The 18232-nt window shown below is 72.9% G+C and carries 15 protein-coding genes and 2 pseudogenes; 7 read left to right on the top strand and 10 right to left on the bottom strand.

Annotated elements, in window-relative coordinates; translation table 11 throughout:
• The first annotated feature begins 41 nt into the window (after positions 1 to 41).
• Positions 42 to 1380, top strand: a pseudogene (locus ACEXOX_RS37685) (nucleobase:cation symporter-2 family protein).
• 93 nt (positions 1381 to 1473) lie between these two features.
• On the opposite strand, the gene ACEXOX_RS37690 reads toward ACEXOX_RS37685, so the two are convergent.
• The 3 genes from ACEXOX_RS37690 to ACEXOX_RS37700 form a co-directional block, all read right to left on the bottom strand.
• On the bottom strand, positions 1474 to 2340 hold the full coding sequence (locus ACEXOX_RS37690) for a chitosanase (protein WP_406525273.1): 867 nt from the start codon (positions 2338 to 2340) through the stop codon (positions 1474 to 1476).
• A 130-nt stretch (positions 2341 to 2470) separates the two neighbouring features.
• Positions 2471 to 3313 carry a GNAT family N-acetyltransferase gene (locus tag ACEXOX_RS37695; protein ID WP_406525274.1) on the bottom strand — a complete coding sequence of 281 codons (843 nt, stop codon included), beginning with the start codon at positions 3311 to 3313 and terminating at the stop codon, positions 2471 to 2473.
• A 67-nt stretch (positions 3314 to 3380) separates the two neighbouring features.
• Positions 3381 to 3962, bottom strand: a complete 582-nt coding sequence (locus ACEXOX_RS37700; RefSeq protein ID WP_406525275.1) for a TetR/AcrR family transcriptional regulator — start codon at positions 3960 to 3962, stop codon at positions 3381 to 3383.
• A 66-nt stretch (positions 3963 to 4028) separates the two neighbouring features.
• On the opposite strand from ACEXOX_RS37700, the gene ACEXOX_RS37705 reads away from it, so the two are divergent.
• From ACEXOX_RS37705 to ACEXOX_RS37715, 3 genes and pseudogenes are all read left to right on the top strand, one after another.
• A complete protein-coding gene (locus ACEXOX_RS37705; protein WP_406525276.1) occupies positions 4029 to 5108 on the top strand; it encodes an FAD-dependent monooxygenase in 1080 nt (359 codons plus the stop codon).
• Between the two features lie 282 nt (positions 5109 to 5390).
• The gene (locus ACEXOX_RS37710; RefSeq protein WP_406526596.1) at positions 5391 to 6752 is read left to right on the top strand and encodes a M20/M25/M40 family metallo-hydrolase; all 1362 of its coding nucleotides are present in this window, start codon (positions 5391 to 5393) and stop codon (positions 6750 to 6752) included.
• Between the two features lie 8 nt (positions 6753 to 6760).
• A pseudogene (locus tag ACEXOX_RS37715) lies at positions 6761 to 8351 on the top strand (YfcC family protein).
• 21 nt (positions 8352 to 8372) lie between these two features.
• Here ACEXOX_RS37715 and ACEXOX_RS37720 read toward each other — a convergent pair.
• The 4 genes from ACEXOX_RS37720 to ACEXOX_RS37735 form a co-directional block, all read right to left on the bottom strand.
• Positions 8373 to 8636 (bottom strand): SCO5918 family protein, encoded by a 264-nt coding sequence (locus tag ACEXOX_RS37720; RefSeq protein ID WP_406525277.1) that lies wholly within the window; start codon positions 8634 to 8636, stop codon positions 8373 to 8375.
• 94 nt (positions 8637 to 8730) lie between these two features.
• Entirely contained in the window at positions 8731 to 9522 is a 792-nt protein-coding gene (locus ACEXOX_RS37725; protein WP_406525278.1) for a VOC family protein, read from the bottom strand.
• Positions 9523 to 9647: 125 nt separating this feature from the next.
• Positions 9648 to 11276 carry a malate synthase A gene (gene aceB, locus ACEXOX_RS37730; RefSeq protein ID WP_406525279.1) on the bottom strand — a complete coding sequence of 543 codons (1629 nt, stop codon included), beginning with the start codon at positions 11274 to 11276 and terminating at the stop codon, positions 9648 to 9650.
• A 221-nt stretch (positions 11277 to 11497) separates the two neighbouring features.
• Positions 11498 to 12160 (bottom strand): NTP transferase domain-containing protein, encoded by a 663-nt coding sequence (locus tag ACEXOX_RS37735; protein WP_406525280.1) that lies wholly within the window; start codon positions 12158 to 12160, stop codon positions 11498 to 11500.
• A 222-nt stretch (positions 12161 to 12382) separates the two neighbouring features.
• Here ACEXOX_RS37735 and ACEXOX_RS37740 point away from each other — a divergent pair, with 222 nt between their 5' ends.
• Positions 12383 to 12700 (top strand): DUF5955 family protein, encoded by a 318-nt coding sequence (locus ACEXOX_RS37740; RefSeq protein ID WP_406525281.1) that lies wholly within the window; start codon positions 12383 to 12385, stop codon positions 12698 to 12700.
• A gap of 53 nt (positions 12701 to 12753) precedes the next feature.
• Here ACEXOX_RS37740 and ACEXOX_RS37745 read toward each other — a convergent pair whose 3' ends face one another.
• Positions 12754 to 13551 carry an IclR family transcriptional regulator gene (locus tag ACEXOX_RS37745; RefSeq protein WP_406525282.1) on the bottom strand — a complete coding sequence of 266 codons (798 nt, stop codon included), beginning with the start codon at positions 13549 to 13551 and terminating at the stop codon, positions 12754 to 12756.
• A gap of 438 nt (positions 13552 to 13989) precedes the next feature.
• On the opposite strand from ACEXOX_RS37745, the gene allB reads away from it, so the two are divergent.
• Positions 13990 to 15324: an allantoinase AllB gene (gene allB / locus ACEXOX_RS37750; RefSeq protein ID WP_406525283.1), complete on the top strand. Its 1335-nt coding sequence runs from the start codon at positions 13990 to 13992 to the stop codon at positions 15322 to 15324.
• Positions 15325 to 15434: 110 nt separating this feature from the next.
• Here allB and ACEXOX_RS37755 read toward each other — a convergent pair whose 3' ends face one another.
• On the bottom strand, positions 15435 to 16832 hold the full coding sequence (locus ACEXOX_RS37755; protein WP_406525284.1) for an inositol monophosphatase family protein: 1398 nt from the start codon (positions 16830 to 16832) through the stop codon (positions 15435 to 15437).
• Between the two features lie 109 nt (positions 16833 to 16941).
• On the opposite strand from ACEXOX_RS37755, the gene ACEXOX_RS37760 reads away from it, so the two are divergent.
• Positions 16942 to 17649 carry an RraA family protein gene (locus ACEXOX_RS37760; RefSeq protein ID WP_406525285.1) on the top strand — a complete coding sequence of 236 codons (708 nt, stop codon included), beginning with the start codon at positions 16942 to 16944 and terminating at the stop codon, positions 17647 to 17649.
• A 53-nt stretch (positions 17650 to 17702) separates the two neighbouring features.
• On the opposite strand, the gene ACEXOX_RS37765 is transcribed toward ACEXOX_RS37760, so the two are convergent.
• Positions 17703 to 18143, bottom strand: coding sequence for a DUF732 domain-containing protein (locus ACEXOX_RS37765; protein WP_406525286.1), 441 nt, complete (start codon positions 18141 to 18143; stop codon positions 17703 to 17705).
• Positions 18144 to 18232 lie beyond the last annotated feature (89 nt).

The following is an 18232-nucleotide window of genomic DNA, read 5'->3' on the forward strand; positions in this document are numbered from 1 at the left end:
ACCGGAAGCACCCGGTCGACGAGACCCTCCCGCCCTTCAAGATGTTCACCAGCGGCCTGCAGCACGTGGCCGCCATGTACGCGGGCGTGGTGGCCCCGCCGATGATCGTCGGCCCGGCCTGCGGGCTGAGCCCCACCGGGACCGCGTTCCTGATGGGCGCCAGCCTCTTCACCGCGGGCATCGCCACCCTGCTGCAGACCCTCGGCTTCTGGAAGATCGGCGCCAGACTGCCGTTCGTCAACGGCGTCTCGTTCGCCGGGGTGACGCCGATGGTCGCCATCGGCACGGCACAGGACCCCGGCGACGCGCTGCCCGTCATCTTCGGCGCGGTGATCGTCGCCGGTGTCCTCGGCTTCCTCCTCGCGCCCTACTTCTCCAAGCTGGTGCGGTTCTTCCCACCGGTCGTCACCGGCACCGTCATCACCCTGATCGGTGTCTCCCTGCTGCCCGTCGCCTTCAACTGGTCCCAGGGCGGCGACGCCCGGGCGCACGACTACGGCTCCCTGACCAACATCGGCATGGCGGCACTCACCTTCGTCGTCGTACTGGTGCTGCGCCGGGTGCTGCGCGGCTTCCTCCAGCAGATATCCATCCTGCTCGGTCTGGTCGCCGGCACGCTGATCGCGATACCCGTCGGCATCACCGACTTCGGGGCGATCGCCGAGGCCGACCTCGTCGGCTTCCCGACGCCGTTCCACTTCGGCGCACCGCAGTTCGACATCGCGGCGATCATCAGTATGTGCATCGTCATGCTGGTCTGCATGACCGAGTCCACCGCCGACATGCTCGCCCTCGGCAAGATCGTGGGCGGCCCGCCGACGAGCGCACCATCGAGGGCGGCCTGCGCGCCGACACCCTCGGCACCGCCCTCAGCCCGCTCTTCAACGGCTTCGCCAACAGCGCCTTCGCGCAGAACATCGGCCTGGTCGCGATGACCAAGGTGCGCAGCCGGTTCGTCGTCGCCACCGGTGGCCTGATCCTGATCGTGCTGGGCCTGTGCCCGGTCGCCGCCTCGGTGATCTCGCTCGTCCCGCTGCCGGTGCTGGGCGGCGCGGGCATCGTGCTGTTCGGCTCGGTCGCCGCCAGCGGCATCCAGACGCTGGCCACGGCCGCGATGGACAAGGGGAGAACGCGCTGATCGTGGCGGCCTCGGTCGGCATCGGCCTGATCCCGATCGCGGCGCCGCGGTTCTACCACGACTTCCCCAAGGACATGCTGGTCGTCCTGGACTCCGGCATCAGCACCGGCTGCCTCGTCGCCATCGTGCTCAACCTCGCCTTCAACCACCTCGGCAAGCGGCGCGGGGATCCGCCGCTGGAGGTGATCCCGCAGCAGCCGGAGCGGGGCGCTCCGGACCCGCGGACGGCCGGGGCGCACTGAGACCGCCGTACGGGCGCGGACGCGCCGACGGCCCGTACCGGACCGGATTCCCGGAACGGTACGGGCCGCCGCGCTGCCTGGCGGGAGCCCCGCTCAGCCGATGTGGAACGAGTCCCCGTACACCTTCCAGTCCAGCGGCGGGTTCAGGTTCAGGTTGCCCTTGTTGAGGAAGACGCGCTGCGCGGTGTCCACGCGGCTGGTGTCGCTGTGCGCCTCCTCCTGCTTCATCGCCCACACCCGGGCGTCCAGGAAGGCGTTGAGGTACGCCTTCTCGTCGCCGCCCTGGGCCGGGGTCTTCGCCTTGGCCAGGGCCCGCTTGCGGATGTTGGTGAAGCTGGTCTTGTCGCTGCCGTCACCGTGCATGACGAGCGCGTCGTAGTACGCGAACTGGCCCAGCACGCCGATCTTGTCGGCCTTGCCCTGCTTGACCGCCGGGTTGAAGTAGACCCGGTCCCGCTCGTCGTTCTGCGCCTTCTGGAAGTCCTTGTCCTGGGCGGCCTTCTTCCAGTCCTTCTCGAAGGCGGAGCCCAGGCCCGCGTGCGAGTCGCTGCCGTTGACCTTGCGCAGCGCGGGCAGGTACTTCGCCAGGACGTTGCCGGGCTTGCGCTGGGTGTACAGCTCAACCAGGTCGAGCATGTCGCCGGTGCCGGAACAGAAGCCGATGATGCCGGCGGTGTAGCCCCGGCCGTCCTTGATGTCCTCGATGTAGGCGTACTGCTTCTTCCAGTCCAGCGAGGAGTTCTCGGCGCTGGAGACCAGCTGCATGGCGATCTCCTTCTTCGCCGGGTCGTCCAGGCCGGCCGCCGCCTTGGCGGTGGCGCGGGCCGCGGCCGGTGCCTGGCCGGTGGCGGCGACGGCCGTACCGGCGACGGCGGTGGCCGGCACGGCGAGCAGGACCAGGCCGAGGGTCAGTCCGGTGGCGGGCTTGCGGAGCGCCTTGCCTATGGAGCGGGCACGCATGGTTGTCCTCCAGTGGGGAGCGGGCCGGGTGAGGGCCGGGGTGCGGTGAGGGATCCCAATCGTTAGGAAGCTTTCCTATCAGACTCCGGCGAGGGCCGTCACCGGTCAGATCGCGCCAACCGTCGGCGTATCAGACACCTTTCGCCGGGTCGCCGGACGGCCGCCAGACGTACGGCACGGTCGTGGCGGCGCTGATCAGGCCCAGCCGGTTGAGGATGGGACGGCTGGTTTCCATCGCGTCGACCTGCACGTACCGGAAGCCGCGCGCCACCGCGAGCGCCGCCCGGTGCGCCACCAGGGCGCGGTAGACGCCCTTGCCGCGCCAGTTGGGCAGCGTCGAGCCGCCCCAGAGCGAGGTGAAGGACGTGCCCTGGTGGAAGCGCATCCACGCGGCCGAGACCACCTCGCCGGCCAGCGACTCCGCCACGGTCACCGTGCAGGGGTCGCCGTCCCGTCCCGCCACCCACTCCTCCATGGCCGGCGCCAGCCAGCTCCGGTCGTCGGCCCAGACGGTCGCGGCCAGTTCCCCGATGCGGTCGAAGTCGGCGCGGCCGGTGACCTCGCGCAGCCGTACGCCTTCGGGGAGCGGCGCCCCGCCGGGCGGCCCGGCGATCTCCGCCGCCTCGCCGATGACGACCGTCTCCGGCTCGTCCGGCACGAATCCGGCGGCGGCCAGCCGGTCCGGCAGGTCGGCGGGCAGGTCGTGGCCGTGGTACTTCCACTCGACCGGCAGTCCGCGGGCGGCGAAGTGGTCGCGCTGGGCGGCGATGAAGGCGTCCAGCTCCGCCCCGTCGAGTCCGCCCAGGTCGCGGTAGAGGATCAGGCCGCCCTGGGTGGGGAGGGTCCTGCGCAGTACGGGGCCGACCCGCTCGGTGTCCGCAGTGTCCGGCGCGAAACCGCGGTCCCGCATCTGCTCGTCGTACGCTGCGCGGTAGGCGGCGGCTCGCGCTGACTCGGTGTCTTGTGTGGTCACCGGCGTCACTCCACCACAGGCCGCGGCCGGCGGCCATCGAATTCGGTCGCGGCGTGGCGCATCGGCGTCAGGCCGTCGCGGCGGGCTCCGGGGGTGTGCCGAGCAGCCGGGTGAGCAGTTCCCTGATGCCCGGTTCCGGGTCGAAGTCGTCGACGGGGAAAGAGAGTTGGTGGAAGGCGATGCCGTCGAGGTAGTCGAAGAGGATTTCGCAGTGCCGCTGCGGCGCCGGCGACCCGAAGCGGCGCATCCACTCCGTGCCCCAGCCGACGACGGTCTCGCGCCCTCGGGTGAGGGCGGGCCGCAGCTCGGGGCGGGCCGAGGCTTCCAGGTAGAGGGCGTAGCGGGCGGCGGTCCTGGCGCGCTCGGGGCCGGTCGCGTACAGGAGGAACCGCGTCACGGCGTCCGCGAGTTCGGGTACGCCGGCCGGGTCGGCCTGCCGGGCGAACTCCTCCCAGTCGCGGCGCTCCAGCGTCTCCAGGTGGGCGACGATGCCGTCGATCAGGGCGCCGCGGTTGCGGAAGTAGTTGGAGGTGGTGCCCGACGGTACCTCCGCGGCGGCGTCCACCGCCTGGTAGGTGAGCCGCCGGGGCCCCTCGGCGCCCAGTACCGCGATCGCCGCGTCCAGGACCTGCTCCCGCCGTCGTGCCACCCTGCGCACCTCTCGTTACTATGTTTGTAGTGCCGATTCACTATAAACATAGTAGCGTGGTCGGGCATGAAACTGACACCACGCACGGCAGCCGTCGTCGGCGGCGGCATCGGCGGCCTGGCCGCCGCCCTCCACCTGCGCGAAGGCGGCTGGTCGGTCGACGTCTTCGAGCGCGCCCGTCGCCTCCCCGCGGCCGGCACCGCCCTCGGGCTGTGGCCCGGCGCGCTCGCCGCCCTGGACACCCTCGGCCTCGGCGAACAGGTGCGGGACCGGAGCCGGCCGCAGACCTCGGGCGCCTTCCTGCGCCCCGACGGGGGACGCATCGCCACCCTCGACGTCGCCGCCCTCCAGCGGCGCACCGGCGATGTCGTCCGCCTGATCTCCCGCCCCGGACTGCTGGCCCTCCTGTACGAGGCGGCCGGCGGCGAGGGGGCGGTCACCTTCGCCCGCCCGGTCGACGACATCCGGGCGCTGGACGGCGCGTACGACGTGGTGATCGCGGCCGACGGCCTCAACAGCGCCGCGCGCACGACCCTGTTCGGGTCGCGGTACCGCGCCCGCTACGTCGGCGCGTCGTCCTGGCGCGGCACGGTCCACGGCGACACCGGTGCCGTCACCGAGACCTGGGGCGAGGGGCTGCGGTTCGGCGTCACGCCCACCACGGGCGGGCGCACCAACTGGTTCGCCTGTGCGGTGGCGCCGGAAGGGCGGCACGAGCCGGGCCGCGAGGCCGCCGTGCTGCGCTCCCGCTTCGGGCACTGGCACGCCGGTGTACGGCACGTACTGGAGCGGCTGGACGAGCCAGGGGTGCTGCGGCTGGACCTGTACCACCTCGATCCGCCGCTGCCTTCGTACGTCCGGGGCCGCACCGCGCTCATCGGTGACGCCGCCCACGCGATGACCCCCGACCTGGGGCGCGGGGCCTGTGAAGCGCTGCTCGACGCCGTGGAGTTGGCCCGGGCCCTGCGGGTGTCGCCCGACGTGACGACGGCCCTCCGTACGTATGATCATGAACGGCGTTCCGCGACCCAGCGGCTGGCGCGCAGGGCGCGGCTGATGAACCGGATGGCGCACGCGCGGCGGCTGACGGGTCTGCGGAACGCGGCGATGCGGGCCGCGCTGACGCTCGGCGGGCCGCCGGCCTGAGGGGTGGCGGGTGCCGAGGGCGCTGGCGTTTTGCCCGATACGCTGCATTCGTCCTGACCGTCAGTCAAGTGCGCGCCCAACGCCACGGAGAGGGGTTCCGCGGTGGACCCGAACGCCCAGCACCCGAACGCCCAGCCCCCGAACGCCCGGCAGCCGGACACCGAGCCCCCGCGCAGAACCGGCCCCGTGTCCGGAGGCGTACCCCCGGACACGCGGTCCGCGTCCCCGGACGCACGTTCCGAACCCCCGGGCGCACGTTCGGGGCCCCCGGCCGCCGACGACCTGGAAGCCGCCGTCGACCACCTGATGCCCGGCATCCGCGACGACCTCAAGCGGCTCGCGGCGATCCCCTCGGTCGCGTTCCCCGGCCACCCGCCCGAGCCGGTCCTCGCGGCACGCGACGCACTCCTCGCCCTGCTGCGCGCCGCCGGCGTCACCGACATCGAACAACTCGACCTCCCCGGCACCGCGCCGGTCATCACGGGCACCGTCCCGCCGCCGTCCCCGGACGCCCCCACCGTCCTCCTGTACGGCCACTACGACGTCCAGCCCGCGGGCGACCTCCGCCTGTGGACGTCACCGCCCTTCGAGCCCACCGACTTCGACGATCCGCACGGCGGCCCCGCCATCCGGGCCCGGGGCGTCGCCGACTGCAAGGCGAACCTCCTGGTCCACCTCGGCGCGCTGCGCGCCCACGGCGGCCGGCCCCCGGTCGGCATCAAGATCGTCTTCGAGGGCCAGGAGGAGTACGGCAGCCCCTTCGACGACTACCCGCCCACCGACCCCGAACGCTTCGCCTGCGACGCGATGGTCATCGCCGACGCGGGCAACCTCCGCGCCGGTACGCCCACCCTCGTCACCGGCCTGCGCGGCGCCGCCGAACTGACCGTGGAGGTGCGCACCCTCGACGAGGCCGTGCACAGCGGCGAGTACGGCGGCGCCGCCCCGGACGCGTTGCTCGTCCTCCTCAACGCCCTGGCCACCCTGCACGACGTGCACGGCGACGTCGCCGTGGAAGGGCTGCGCCGTGAACCGTGGACCGGCACCACCCTCACCGAGACGGAGTTCCGCGAACTGGCCGGTGTACGGGAAGAACTGCCGCTCCTCGGCTCCGGCAGTCTGGGCGAACGCCTGTGGAGCGGCCCGGCCGTCACCGTCATGGGCCTGGACGCCCCCTCGGTGGACCAGGCCGCCTCGGCCGTCGTGCCGTACGCCCGCGCCAAGCTCAACCTGCGCTGCCACCCGCGCCAGGACCCGAAGGAAGCGCTCGACGCGCTCGTACGGCATCTGGAACGGCTGCGTCCGTTCGGGGTCCCGCTGACCGTGACCCCCGGCGACGCGGGCGCCGGCTTCGAGGCCCGTACCGGCGGACCCGCCTACCGCGTCGCCGAGGCCGCGATGCGCCGCGCGTGGGGCGCCGAGCCCGTGCACACCGCGGGCGGCGGCTCCATCCCGCTCGTCAACGGCCTCGCGCGCGCCGTACCGGAAGCCGAGGTGCTGATCTTCGGCGCCGAGGACAAACAGTGCAACCTGCACGCGCCCGACGAACGGGTGCTGCTCTCGGAGCTGCGCGCCGCCGTCCTCGCGGAGGCCGTCTTCCTGCGCGAGTACGCCGCCGCGTTCCGTACCGGAGCCGCCGCGTGAGCGTCCCGATGCCCGACGAGAACCCCCGGCCCGCCGAAGAAGCCCCGACCGCCGGACAACCCGGGTCCACCGCGACGGCCGACGCCGACCCCGGCAACGGTCCGCGGCGCCCCCGGCGCGGGTTCACCTTCCCCAGCGCCCTGACCGTCCTGGTCGTCGTGACCCTCGCGGTCTGGCTCCTGGCCTTCTTCATCCCCTCCGGCACCTACGACCGCGACGGCGACGGCACCCCGCAGCAGGGCACCTACCACCGCACCCCTCCGGCCAGTCCTTCACCGACCGCCTCAACGACCTCTTCCTGTCCCCGGTCAACGGCCTCTACGGAGTGCAGGACGCCAAGACCGGGCAGGTCGGCCCGACGCTGGCCGGCGAACTGTACGGCAGCGCGGGTGTGTTCCTGTTCGTGCTGGCCATCGGCGCGTTCATCACGGTCGTCTTCTCCACCGGGGCCCTCGACCGCGGCATCGGCCGGCTGGCCCACCGCCTCCGCCACCGCGGCGCGCTGCTGATCGCGGGTGTGATGGCGGTCTTCTCGCTGCTCGGCACGGTCGAGGGGTTCGCCGAGGAGACGCTCGGCTTCTACGGCCTGGTCGTACCGCTGATGCTGGCGCTCGGGTACGACCGGATGGTGGCCACCGCGACGATCATCCTCGGGGCGGGCATCGGCGTCCTGTGCTCCACCGTCAACCCCTTCGCCACCGGCGTCGCCTCCTCCGCCGCGGACATCTCGCTCGGCGACGGCATCGCGCTGCGGGTGGTGATGTGGCTGGTGCTGACCGCCGTCACCATCGGCTACGTGGTGCGCTACGCGCGGCGCGTGCGGGCCGACCCGGACCGCTCCCTCGTCGGCTTCCTGCCCGGCGACCGGGACCGCGCGCGGGCCGCCGACGACGCGGCGGAACCACCGCCGCTGACCGGGCTGCACAAGATCGTGCTGGTCACCGTCGCGCTGGTGTTCGCCTTCATGATCTTCTCGGTGATCCCGTGGGCCGGCGCGCTCACCGGGGACGCCGACGCCGCGCCGTACGCCTTCGAACTGGGCTGGTCCTTCCCCCAGCTGGCCGCCCTGTTCGTCACGGCCTCGATCCTCGTCGGGATCCTCGCGCGGATGGGCGAACAGAAGCTCAGCTCGACGTTCGTGCAGGGGGTCGCCGAGTTCATCTCACCGGCCCTGGTGATCGTACTGGCCCGGGGGTGACGACCCTTATGAACAACTCGCGCATCACGGACACCGTTCTGCATGCCGTCGAGGGCGCCGTCTCCGGCACCCCGTCGGCCCTGTTCGGCATCATGGTCTACGTCGTCAACCTGCCGCTGGCCTTCCTCATCCCGTCCACGTCGGGCCACGCCACCCTCGCCATGCCGATCCTGGCCCCGCTGGCCGACTTCGCGCACGTCTCGCGCGCGGTGGTCGTCACGGCCTGGCAGGCGGCCAGCGGGTGGATGAACCTGTGGGTACCGACCACCGCCGTCATCATGGGCGGTGTCTCGCTGGCCAAGGTCGGCTACGACAAGTACCTGCGCTTCGTCTGGCCCCTGCTCGCCCTCCTCGCCGTTCTGATCTGCGGCTTCGTGGGACTGGGGGCGGCGCTGACCTGAGCGGGCCGGCCGGTCCGCGCGTCACAGGAGAGCGGTCGGCTCCTGTGACGCGGGCCGCGGCTTGCAGGTGAAGCCGAGCCGGCGCAGCGCCCGCACCATCTCCCCGGCGCTGAAGTCCCGCGGGTCCTGGCCGGTGACGATGCGGCCGACCTGTTTGACGGGGTAGGCGACGGAGCCGACGAGCACGGAGTCGCCGGTGACGGGCTCCGGTTCGACCCCGCTCATCTTCTGTTCCACCTCGTTCGCCTGAAGGTAGAAGAAGACGCCGGCGATGGTGACACGCATACTGCCTCGACAAGGGTGAGCAGGAATGGAGCCGAGCCTCCACCTTCTCACGTGGCCCGCTCCTCCGGTGCCCCGATCGCCGCCGGATTCCGGGTCACGGGGAATCCGGGGCGCCGTTCCGGGCCCCGCGCACCCGCAGTCCTGCGATCTCGGTGTGCGGCGGCCGGTCCCCGGCCAGCAGCAGGGTGGTGATGCGGTCGGCGGGTCCGGCGGCGAAGTGCACCCGGCCGCCTTCGAGCGGTACGACGGTGCCGCTCGCGTCCACCGGGATGCCGGTGAGCGCGCTGAGCCAGGTGGCGGCGCCGTGCGGGTCGGGCGTCTCGACCACGAACCCGGCGAGGTCGAAGGCGCCCCGGTCGACACGGCCGGAGGCCTCGTGCTCGCGGCGGAGCGCGGGGTCGGTGCGGACGGTGATGAAGAACGGGGCCCAGGGCGGCACGCCGGTGCCCGTGAGCATCACTTCCTGGAAGGTGACCCGGCCCTCCAGGAAGGAGAAGTCGTGCACGTCGGTGCCGTGGCCCGCGCGGCGCAGCCGCTCGGCCGTGGCGGCGGAGTCCGCGACGTGCACCGCGAAGTTCAGCGGGCCGCCGCCGGCCGCCAGGAGCGCGTCGATACGGGGCTGCCACTGGGCCGTCGCCCGGCCGAAGGCGGAGAGCGCGTACGTCGCCGGGTCGACGACGGTGAGGATTTCGACGTACCGGTCGTCCAGCCGCCAGGCGCCGTTCTGGAAGCCCTCGTGCACCGGGTTGGTGTGCGCGGGCAGCCCGGCGGCCGTGTACTCCCGTACGGTGGCGGCCACGTCCGGCACGCAGTGCAGCAGATGGTCGAAGCGGGGTGCTTCGGTCGGGCGGAGATCCGGGGTGCGGATCGGCTGTGTGGTGGTCATGGACACCCTCCCCAAGTTGGTAAGGGCAGCCTAACCGTACCGGGTTGAGAGGCCCGTGCGGGTGGCACGGCCCCCTCGACCCGGTGACCGCCCCTCAGGACGGCCGTTCCGAGGGGCCTCCGAGGTCAGTCCAGCAGCTCGTACGCCGGCAGGGTCAGGAACGCCGCGTAGTCGGTGTCCAGCGCCACCTTCAGCAGGAGGTCGTGGGCCTGCTGCCAGGTGCCGGAGGTGAAGGCCTCGTCGCCGATCTCGGCGCGGATCGCGGCCAGCTCCTCGCCCGCGATCCGGCGGACCAGGTCCGCGGTGGCCTTCTCGCCGTTCTCGAACACGACGCCGGCGTCCACCCACTGCCAGATCTGCGACCGGGAGATCTCGGCGGTGGCCGCGTCCTCCATCAGGCCGAAGATGGCGACCGCGCCGAGGCCGCGCAGCCACGCCTCGATGTAGCGGGTGCCGACCCGCACGGCGTCCACCAGGCCCTGGTACGTGGGCCTGGCGTCCAGGGAGTCGACGGCGATGAGGTCGGCGGCCGAGACCTCGACGTCTTCGCGCAGCCGGTCCTTCTGGTGCGGCTTGTCGCCGAGCACCGCGTCGAAGGAGGTACGGGCGACCGGGACCAGGTCGGGGTGGGCGACCCAGGAGCCGTCGAAGCCGTCACCGGCCTCGCGGTCCTTGTCGGCGCGGACCTTGGCCAGCGCCGTCTCGTTGGCCTCGGGGTCACGGCGGTTGGGGATGAACGCCGCCATGCCGCCGATGGCGTGCGCACCGCGCTTGTGGCAGGTGCGGACGAGGAGTTCGGTGTACGCGCGCATGAACGGCGCCGTCATGGTGATCGCGTTGCGGTCCGGCAGCACGAACTTCTCGCCGCCGTCGCGGAAGTTCTTCACGATGGAGAACAGGTAGTCCCAGCGGCCCGCGTTCAGCCCCGAGGCGTGGTCGCGCAGCTCGTAGAGGATCTCCTCCATCTCGTACGCGGCGGTGATGGTCTCGATGAGGACCGTGGCACGGACGGTGCCCTGCGCGATGCCGACGTAGTCCTGCGCGAAGACGAAGATCTCGTTCCAGAGGCGGGCCTCCAGGTGCGACTCGGTCTTCGGGAGGTAGAAGTACGGGCCCTTGCCGAGGTCCAGCAGGCGCTGGGCGTTGTGGAAGAAGTACAGGCCGAAGTCGACCAGCGCCCCCGGAACCGGCGTGCCGTCGAGCTGGAGATGCCGCTCGTCCAGGTGCCAGCCGCGCGGGCGGACGACGACGGTCGCCAGCTCCTCGGCGGGCTTCAGGGCGTAGGACTTGCCGCTCCCCGGGTCGGTGAAGTCGATCCGGCGCTCGTAGGCGTCGATCAGGTTCACCTGGCCGCCGATGACGTTCTCCCAGGTGGGGGCGGAGGCGTCCTCGAAGTCGGCGAGCCAGACCTTCGCGCCGGAGTTGAGCGCGTTGATGGTCATCTTGCGGTCGGTGGGGCCGGTGATCTCCACCCGGCGGTCGTTCAGCGCGGCGGGCGCCGGGGCGACGCGCCAGCTGGCGTCGTCGCGGACGTGGGCGGTCTCCGGCAGGAAGTCCAGGCTGCTGGTGCGGGCGATCTCGGCGCGGCGCGCGTCGCGGCGGGCGAGCAGTTCGTCGCGGCGCGGGGTGAACCGGCGGTGGAGTTCGGCGACGAAGGCCAGGGCGGCCTCCGTGAGGATCTCGTCCTGGCGGGCGGGGGCCTTGCCGGGGTCGACGTCGACGATGGCCAGCGGGGACGGCGCTGGTGCGGACATGAGCTGTCACTCCATTCAGCGGCGGTGCCCGGGGGCGCCGGGCGGGGTGCGGCACGGGGTGCCGCAGCCCGCGTCAGGCGGTGGCGGGCGCCGTTGGGGTTCAGGGCGCTTCTGACCAGTGGAGAGTAGTTTCCTTATCGCGGAACTTCAATGGTTTGTTGACGTCGAGATTCTCTCCGTCGACAGAAGCGGTGACCGGATGACTCGGAGTGCCATCGCGGTCACCGTCCCTCACCTGCCCGCGGCGCGTCCGGTGACGCCAGGCGGAAAAGATCACCCGGGGTGTCGATGTCGTACGGCTCGGCCACGTCCGCGCACTCGACGAGAGTGAGGGCGGCCGCGTGCTCCTCCAGGTACGCACGCGCCCCGCGGTCGCCCGAGGCGCCGGCCGCGACCGCCGCCCACCGGTCCGCCCCGAACAGCACCGGATGCCCGCGCTTCCCGCCGTACGCGGCCGCGACCAGCCCCGCCCCGCCCTCGTACGCGGCGATCACCCGCGCCACCGCCGCCGCGCCGATGCCCGGCTGGTCCACCAGCGAGACCAGCGCGGCGCCCGCCCCGGAGTCCGCGAGGGCGGCCAGTCCGACGCGCAGCGAGGACCCCATGCCCCGCGCCCAGTCCGGGTTCTCGGCCGTCTCGTACGCCGCGAGGTCGGCCCGCTCCCGTACCGCCTCGGCCGCCGCCCCCAGGACGATGTGCACCGGACCGCAGCCGCCCTCCCGCAGGACCCGGGCCGCGTTCTCGACCAGCGGCCGCCCGCGGAAGTCCAGCAGAGCCTTGGGACGGCCGCCCAGCCGCCGTCCGCCGCCCGCGGCGAGCAGCAGCCCGGCGACCGGGCGGCGTACGGGTGGGGCGGCCGAGGCGGGAGGTGAGGTGTGTGCCATGGGGCCTGCTTACCTCATGGCCGGGGCCGGCGGGGTGGCGCGGGGCCGGGCGTGGCGGCGGGGAGCGGGGCGGGCCGAGAACGGTACCGCACGGCGGCGGTCGGCGCGTACCGGAATTCGGTGATCCTGATTTCGCTCTGCGTATGGCGCGGACCGCGCAGGGTGGCGTTAACTGGCCCGCGTCGTGGAGCGGGGCCAACGGCCGTGGAGGGTACCGTCGTTGTGGAGCAGAGGCAGAAGCACAGGCGAGTCGCAGGAGCCGGAGACGACCCGCGGGGTGTCGCCCTGTGCGGGGCGGTGGCCCGGCTACGCCGTGAACTGGCCGTTCTCCCGGCGGAGTTGCCCGACCGTGCGGCCGCCGACGACGAACTGGCCGCGCTGCACGCCCTGGTGAGCGCCGGTGATCCCGAGGTGCCCCGGCTGCGCCGTTCGCTGCTGCTGATCGCGGGAGCGGTCGGCTCGGTGAGCGCGCTGGCGCCCGCACTCGCGGACGTGCGCGACCTGATCGGCATGTACGGGGAGGAGCCGCGCCGGTTCTGAGTCCCGGCCGGGGCGGGGAGCCGTACGGCCTGCCCCGCGCCCCGGCCGGCGGGTCACGCCGGGTTCTGGTTGGCCAGCGCCACGGAGAGCTCGGCCGCGATCTCCTGGAGCACCGGCACGATCTTGTCGATGGACGCCTCGGTCACCCGGCCGGTCGGGCCGGAGATGGAGATGGCCGCCGCGGTGGGGGAGTCGGGCACCGGCACCGCGATGCAGCGGACGCCGATCTCCTGCTCGTTGTCGTCCATCGCGTACCCGAGCCGGCGGACCTCTTCGAGGGCGTCCAGGAAGCTGTCCGGGTCGGTGATGGTCTTCTCGGTCGCGGCCGGCATGCCCGTACGGCCGAGGAGCGCCCGTACCTCCTCCGGCGGGTGGCCCGCCAGCAGCGCCTTGCCCACGCCCGTGGAGTGCGGCAGCACCCGCCGGCCGACCTCGGTGAACATCCGCACCGCGTGCCGGGACGGCACCTGTGCCACGTACACGATCTCGTCGCCGTCCAGCAGCGCCATGTTGGCGGTCTCGCCGGTCTCCTCGACCGCGCGCGCCAGATAGGGCCGGGCCCAGGTGCCGAGGAGGCGCGAGGCGCTCTCGCCGAGGCGGATCAGCCGGGGGCCGAGCGCGTACCGGCGGTTCGGCTGCTGGCGGACGTAGCCGCAGGCCACGAGGGTGCGCATGAGGCGGTGGATGGTGGGCAGCGGCAGTCCGCTGCTCGTCGACAGCTCGCTCAGACCGACCTCGCCACCGGCGTCGGCCATCCGCTCCAGCAGGTCGAAGGCGCGCTCGAGGGACTGGACGCCACCGCCGGTAGCTGCGGATCTGGCGGCGGAAGTGCTGGCGCTGGACGGCGGCACGACGCGTTCCTTTCGGGGCAGGTGGTGGCGGGTCCGGCGCAGGGCTGGGTGTACGGGTGCCGGGACCGACCCGGAGCAGCCTACCGGTCCCCTCCGGTGGGCACACGGTCTGTCGCACACTCGTTCCCGCCGGTCAGGACCCCGTGCCTCGGCGGCGCCCGGGCGCTACCCGGTCGCCCCGGACCCGGCCAGTGGCCGGAGCTACGTTCTGCTCAGCGAAAGCACATATCCATTCTGTGGAATCCTCCAAGCGACCGGCCGGGTACGTGATCGCGTCATGAGCCCCCGTCCGCCGCTTTCCCGTGCGGCGCGATCTGTGCCACCGGCCCGCGTCCGGTGGGGTCTTGACGGGCCACGGCGCCGGGGTGAGACTCCTTCAACAGAAAGTTGAATTCCGTGGTGCGGAAGCCCGCGGAGACCGCACGAGGAGGGGACCGGGTGTCCGAGATCGATCTGGTGCTGCGCTCCACACGCGTCGTCACCCCGCGGGGGACACGCGCGGCGACCGTCACCGTCCGGGACGGGAAGATCGCGGAGCTGCTCCCGCACGACGCCCCCGCACCGGCCGGGGCACGGGTCGAGGACTTCGGCGACGACGTGCTGCTGCCCGGCCTCGTCGACACCCATGTCCACGTGAACGACCCCGGCCGCACCGAGTGGGAAGGCTTCTGGACCGCCACCCGCGCGGCCGCCGCCGGCGGCATCACCACCCTCGTCGACATGCCCCTCAACAGCCTGCCGCCCACCACCACCGAAGCGAACCTGCACACCAAGCGCGAGGTCGCGCGCTCCAAGGCGCACATCGACGTCGGCTTCTGGGGCGGCGCCGTACCCGGCAACGTCAAGGACCTGCGGCCGCTGCACGACGCCGGTGTCCTCGGCTTCAAGTGCTTCCTGTCCCCGTCCGGCGTGGAGGAGTTCTCGCAGCTGGACCAGGAGCAGCTGGCCGCCGCGCTCGGCGAGATCGCCGGCTTCGGCGGCCTGCTCATCGTGCACGCCGAGGACCCGGCCCACCTGGAGGCCGCGCCGCGGCCGCACGGCCCCAAGTACGCCGACTTCCTCGCCTCCCGCCCCCGGGTCTCCGAGAACGACGCGATCGCCGGGCTGATCGCGCTCGCCCGGCGGCTGCGCGCACGGGTGCACATCCTGCACCTGTCCTCCTCGGACGCGCTGCCGCTGATCGCCGACGCCCGCGCCGAGGGCGTACGGATCACCGTCGAGACCTGCCCGCACTTCCTCACCCTGACCGCCGAGGAGATACCGGACGGCGCCACCGAGTTCAAGTGCTGCCCGCCGATCCGCGAGGCCGCCAACCAGGACGCCCTCTGGCAGGGCCTCGCCGACGGCACGATCGACTGCGTCGTCTCCGACCACTCCCCGTCCACCGCCGACCTGAAGACCCCCGACTTCGGCGACGCCTGGGGCGGCATCTCCTCCCTCCAGCTCGGCCTGCCCGCCGTCTGGACCGCCGCCCGCCAACGCGGCCACACCCTGGACGACGTCGCCCGCTGGATGGCCACCGCACCGGCCGCACTCGTCGGCCTGCCCCACAAGGGCGCCGTCGAGCCCGGCCGCGACGCGGACTTCGCGGTCCTCGACCCGGACGCCACGTTCACCGTCGACCCGGCCGGCCTCCAGCACCGCAACAAGATCACGGCGTACGCCGGACGCACCCTGCACGGCGTCGTACGCTCCACCTGGCTGCGCGGCCGGCGGATCAACGACGGCGGGACGCTGTCGGCGCCTGCGGGGGAGTTGCTGGGCCGGCCTTAGCGGGATGCTGTCGCGGCCTGCGGGGAAGCCGCTGGTCCGGCCATGGCGGGGGCTGTCCGTGCCTGCGGGCGTGCTGCTGGACCGGACTCAGAGGGCCGCCCGGCGCCCCCTCAGGGGCGCCACCCCGTCTCCGCGGCCCACACCTCCGCGACCTCGGCCACCAAATCCACGACCGGGTCCTTGACGTCCGCGTAACTGCCCAGGTCCGCGAGCTGGTGGGCGAGTTCCCGCTTGAAGCGCGCGTACGCCGGTACCGCCTCCGGGTGGGCGCGGAACCAGTCGCGGAACAGCAGCGCCAGCCGCTCGTTGGGCGAACCCACGCATCGTACGTGCAGGTTGACGTCCGGGCCGGGGCCGCCGCGCCGCGACCACAGCCGCTTCGCCCACCGGGCCGGGTCGTCGTCCCGGCCCGCCGGTACGTGGTCGCTCTCGTACGGCGAGCGGACGAAGCCACGGGCCGCCAGCGGCGCATCGAAGGTGTCCGCGGCCTCCGCCAGGTCGGTCACGCTCACCTGGAGGTCGAAGACGGGCTTGGCGGCCATGCCGGGCACGGACGTGCTCCCGATGTGCTCGGCCCGCCGGGCCAGCGGGGCGAGCAGCGTCAGCAACTCCTCGGTGATCGCCTTTCCTTCGGCCGCCCACCCCGGGTGGGCGTCGACCAGGAGGGCCCGCGCCTCGTGGTCCTCTCCGGACTCCGCCACCGCCTCCAGGAACGCGTCGTGCAGCGGGCCGTTCGTGATCAGCACCGAGCCGTCACCCGTCAGGACGGGCGCTCCGGTGAGGTCCGTGATCCGGCCGCCGGCCTCCGCGACGATCACGGGCAGCGGCGCGATGTCCTCGTACCGCATCGCGGGGCCCGCGATCACCCAGGCGTCCGCCCGGCCGGCGAGGACGTCCAGCACACCGCCGCCGGTCGGTACGAGCATCACCCGCCGGTGCAGCGCCGTCAGCAGCGACTCCGGCCAGCCCGCGATGTTGTGCGCCTGCGTCGTGGCCCCGCTCAGTTCCGTACGGCCATGGGCGTGCAGCCGGCCCTGCCCCGAGCGCAGCGCTTCCAGCGGGTCCGGGTCCTCGCCCAGCAGCAGCCAGCAGCCGAGACCGCGCCCGGCCGCCACCGTCTGCCGGCTCATCGGCAGGTGCACCACGCCGATGGCGGGCCCGTGCTCGTCCTCGTAGGCCAGGTCGCAGGAGAAGGTCGGCACCCGGTTGGTGAACTGCTGGGTGCCGTTGACCGGGTCGATCACCCAGCGCCGCCCGGACGTCCCGGCCCGCGGCCCGGTCTCCTCGCCGAGCACCGCGTCCTCGGGGCACGCCGCCGCCAGTTCCTTGCGTACGAGCTCCTCGACGGCGAGATCCACCGAGGTCACCTCGGTACCGTCCACCTTGCGTTCGGACGACCAGCCGCCGAGGAACCCTTCGGCGCTCAGCCGCCCGGCGCGCGTGGTCAGCCGGACGGCGAAGGTGAACAACTCCTGGGAGACGGGCGGTACGCCGGTGAGGTGATCCATGGGCCCAGCCTCCCACAGCCTCTGGCGCGCCCTGGCGGCGGCGGAGGAAGGTGTGCGCACGGTGTCCGTCCGGCACCGGGCACCGGCCCGGCCGGGGGAGGAGCGCGGTATGGAACACGAAGAGCTGCGACGACGGTTCGCGGCGCTGACCACGGCTCATCTGGCGGACGCGTGCCTGCGCGCCCGGACACCGGTGCGCTGCGCGCCTCCGCCGCTACAGGCGTTGGTCCAGGGCACTCGGCTGGCGGGCCGGGTGCTGCCCGCCCGGCATGTGGGCAGTGTCGACATCTTTCTCGAAGCGCTGGACGTCGCCGCTCCCGGCGATGTGCTGGTGGCCGACAACGGCGGCCGGACCGACGAGAGTTGCATCGGAGACCTCGTCGCGCTGGAGGCGCAGGCCGCCGGGCTGGGCGGCATCGTCATCTGGGGGCTGCACCGCGACACGGCCGACCTGCGGGAGATCGGCCTGCCGGTCTTCAGCCTGGGTGCGACACCGACCGGGCCGCGGCGACTGGACGCCCGTCCGGACGGCGCGCTGGACAGTGCCACGGTGGGGGAGTGGACCGTCGGCCGCGCGGACCTGGTGTTCGGCGACGACGACGGTGTGCTCTTCCTGCCCGCCGCGGAAGCCGGTGAACTCCTCGCGCTCGCGGAGTCCGTCCGCGACACCGAACGCCGCCAGGCCGACCGCATCAGGGACGGCGAGCCGCTGCGCCGGCAGCTGGCGTTCGCCGCCTATCTCGCCGGGCGCCGGCGCGATCCCGCGCTGACCTTCCGCGCGCATCTGCGGGCCGTGGGCGGGGCCGTCGAGGAATGACGGCCCCGCGCCGCATCACACGGAATGCGTACGGCGGAAAAGGCCCGCGCCGGTCAATTCTTCGGACACAGATGGGTGTGCACGGCCTGCAGAATCTTCTCCGCCTGCTCCGGGGTGAATTGCGTCGCCCCGGAGAAACGCTGCCGGGTCAGGTCCACCTGCTTGGCGTGGTCCTGCGGGAAGGAATGGATCGTGCCGCAGGTGCTTCTGCCGCGGCTCACCGCGCGCTCCGGCTTCCCGTTCACGATCTCCCGGGAAATCTCGTCGAGGGCGGCGGTGTAACGCCGCTGGGTGGCGGGATCGGGCTTCGGAGGGATGCCCAGCCGCGCCTCCGCGTCGGCGATGGCCTTGGACGGTGCCTGCTCCGACGGGGCACCGGAACCCGACGGCGCGGCGGCCGGCCGGCTCTCGCTCTTGGCACTGCCGCCGCACGCGGTGAGTCCCGCGGCGGCGATGAGAGCGGCGGAACAGGCGACGACGGTGCGGTGCTTCACGATTCTCCCCTGGCCGGTGGGCATGAGCGGTCATTCTGACAGGGAAAACGCCTGCTGCTAAGGGGCATTGGAAAAAATGCGGCTTTCGG

The organism is Streptomyces sp. Ac-502 (genome assembly GCF_045222935.1).
Taxonomy (GTDB): Bacteria; Actinomycetota; Actinomycetes; order Streptomycetales; family Streptomycetaceae; genus Streptomyces; species Streptomyces monomycini.

Excerpts from the sequence above, each read along its gene's own strand:
- ACEXOX_RS37735 (WP_406525280.1), bottom strand. The coding sequence starts at position 12,160 with ATGGCACACACCTCACCTCCCGCCTCGGCCGCCCCACCCGTACGCCGC.
- ACEXOX_RS37755 (WP_406525284.1), bottom strand. The coding sequence starts at position 16,832 with ATGGATCACCTCACCGGCGTACCGCCCGTCTCCCAGGAGTTGTTCACC.
- ACEXOX_RS37705 (WP_406525276.1), top strand. The coding sequence starts at position 4,029 with ATGAAACTGACACCACGCACGGCAGCCGTCGTCGGCGGCGGCATCGGC.
- aceB (WP_406525279.1), bottom strand. The coding sequence starts at position 11,276 with ATGTCCGCACCAGCGCCGTCCCCGCTGGCCATCGTCGACGTCGACCCC.
- ACEXOX_RS37690 (WP_406525273.1), bottom strand. The coding sequence starts at position 2,340 with ATGCGTGCCCGCTCCATAGGCAAGGCGCTCCGCAAGCCCGCCACCGGA.
- ACEXOX_RS37720 (WP_406525277.1), bottom strand. The coding sequence starts at position 8,636 with ATGCGTGTCACCATCGCCGGCGTCTTCTTCTACCTTCAGGCGAACGAG.
- ACEXOX_RS37760 (WP_406525285.1), top strand. The coding sequence starts at position 16,942 with ATGGAACACGAAGAGCTGCGACGACGGTTCGCGGCGCTGACCACGGCT.
- ACEXOX_RS37725 (WP_406525278.1), bottom strand. The coding sequence starts at position 9,522 with ATGACCACCACACAGCCGATCCGCACCCCGGATCTCCGCCCGACCGAA.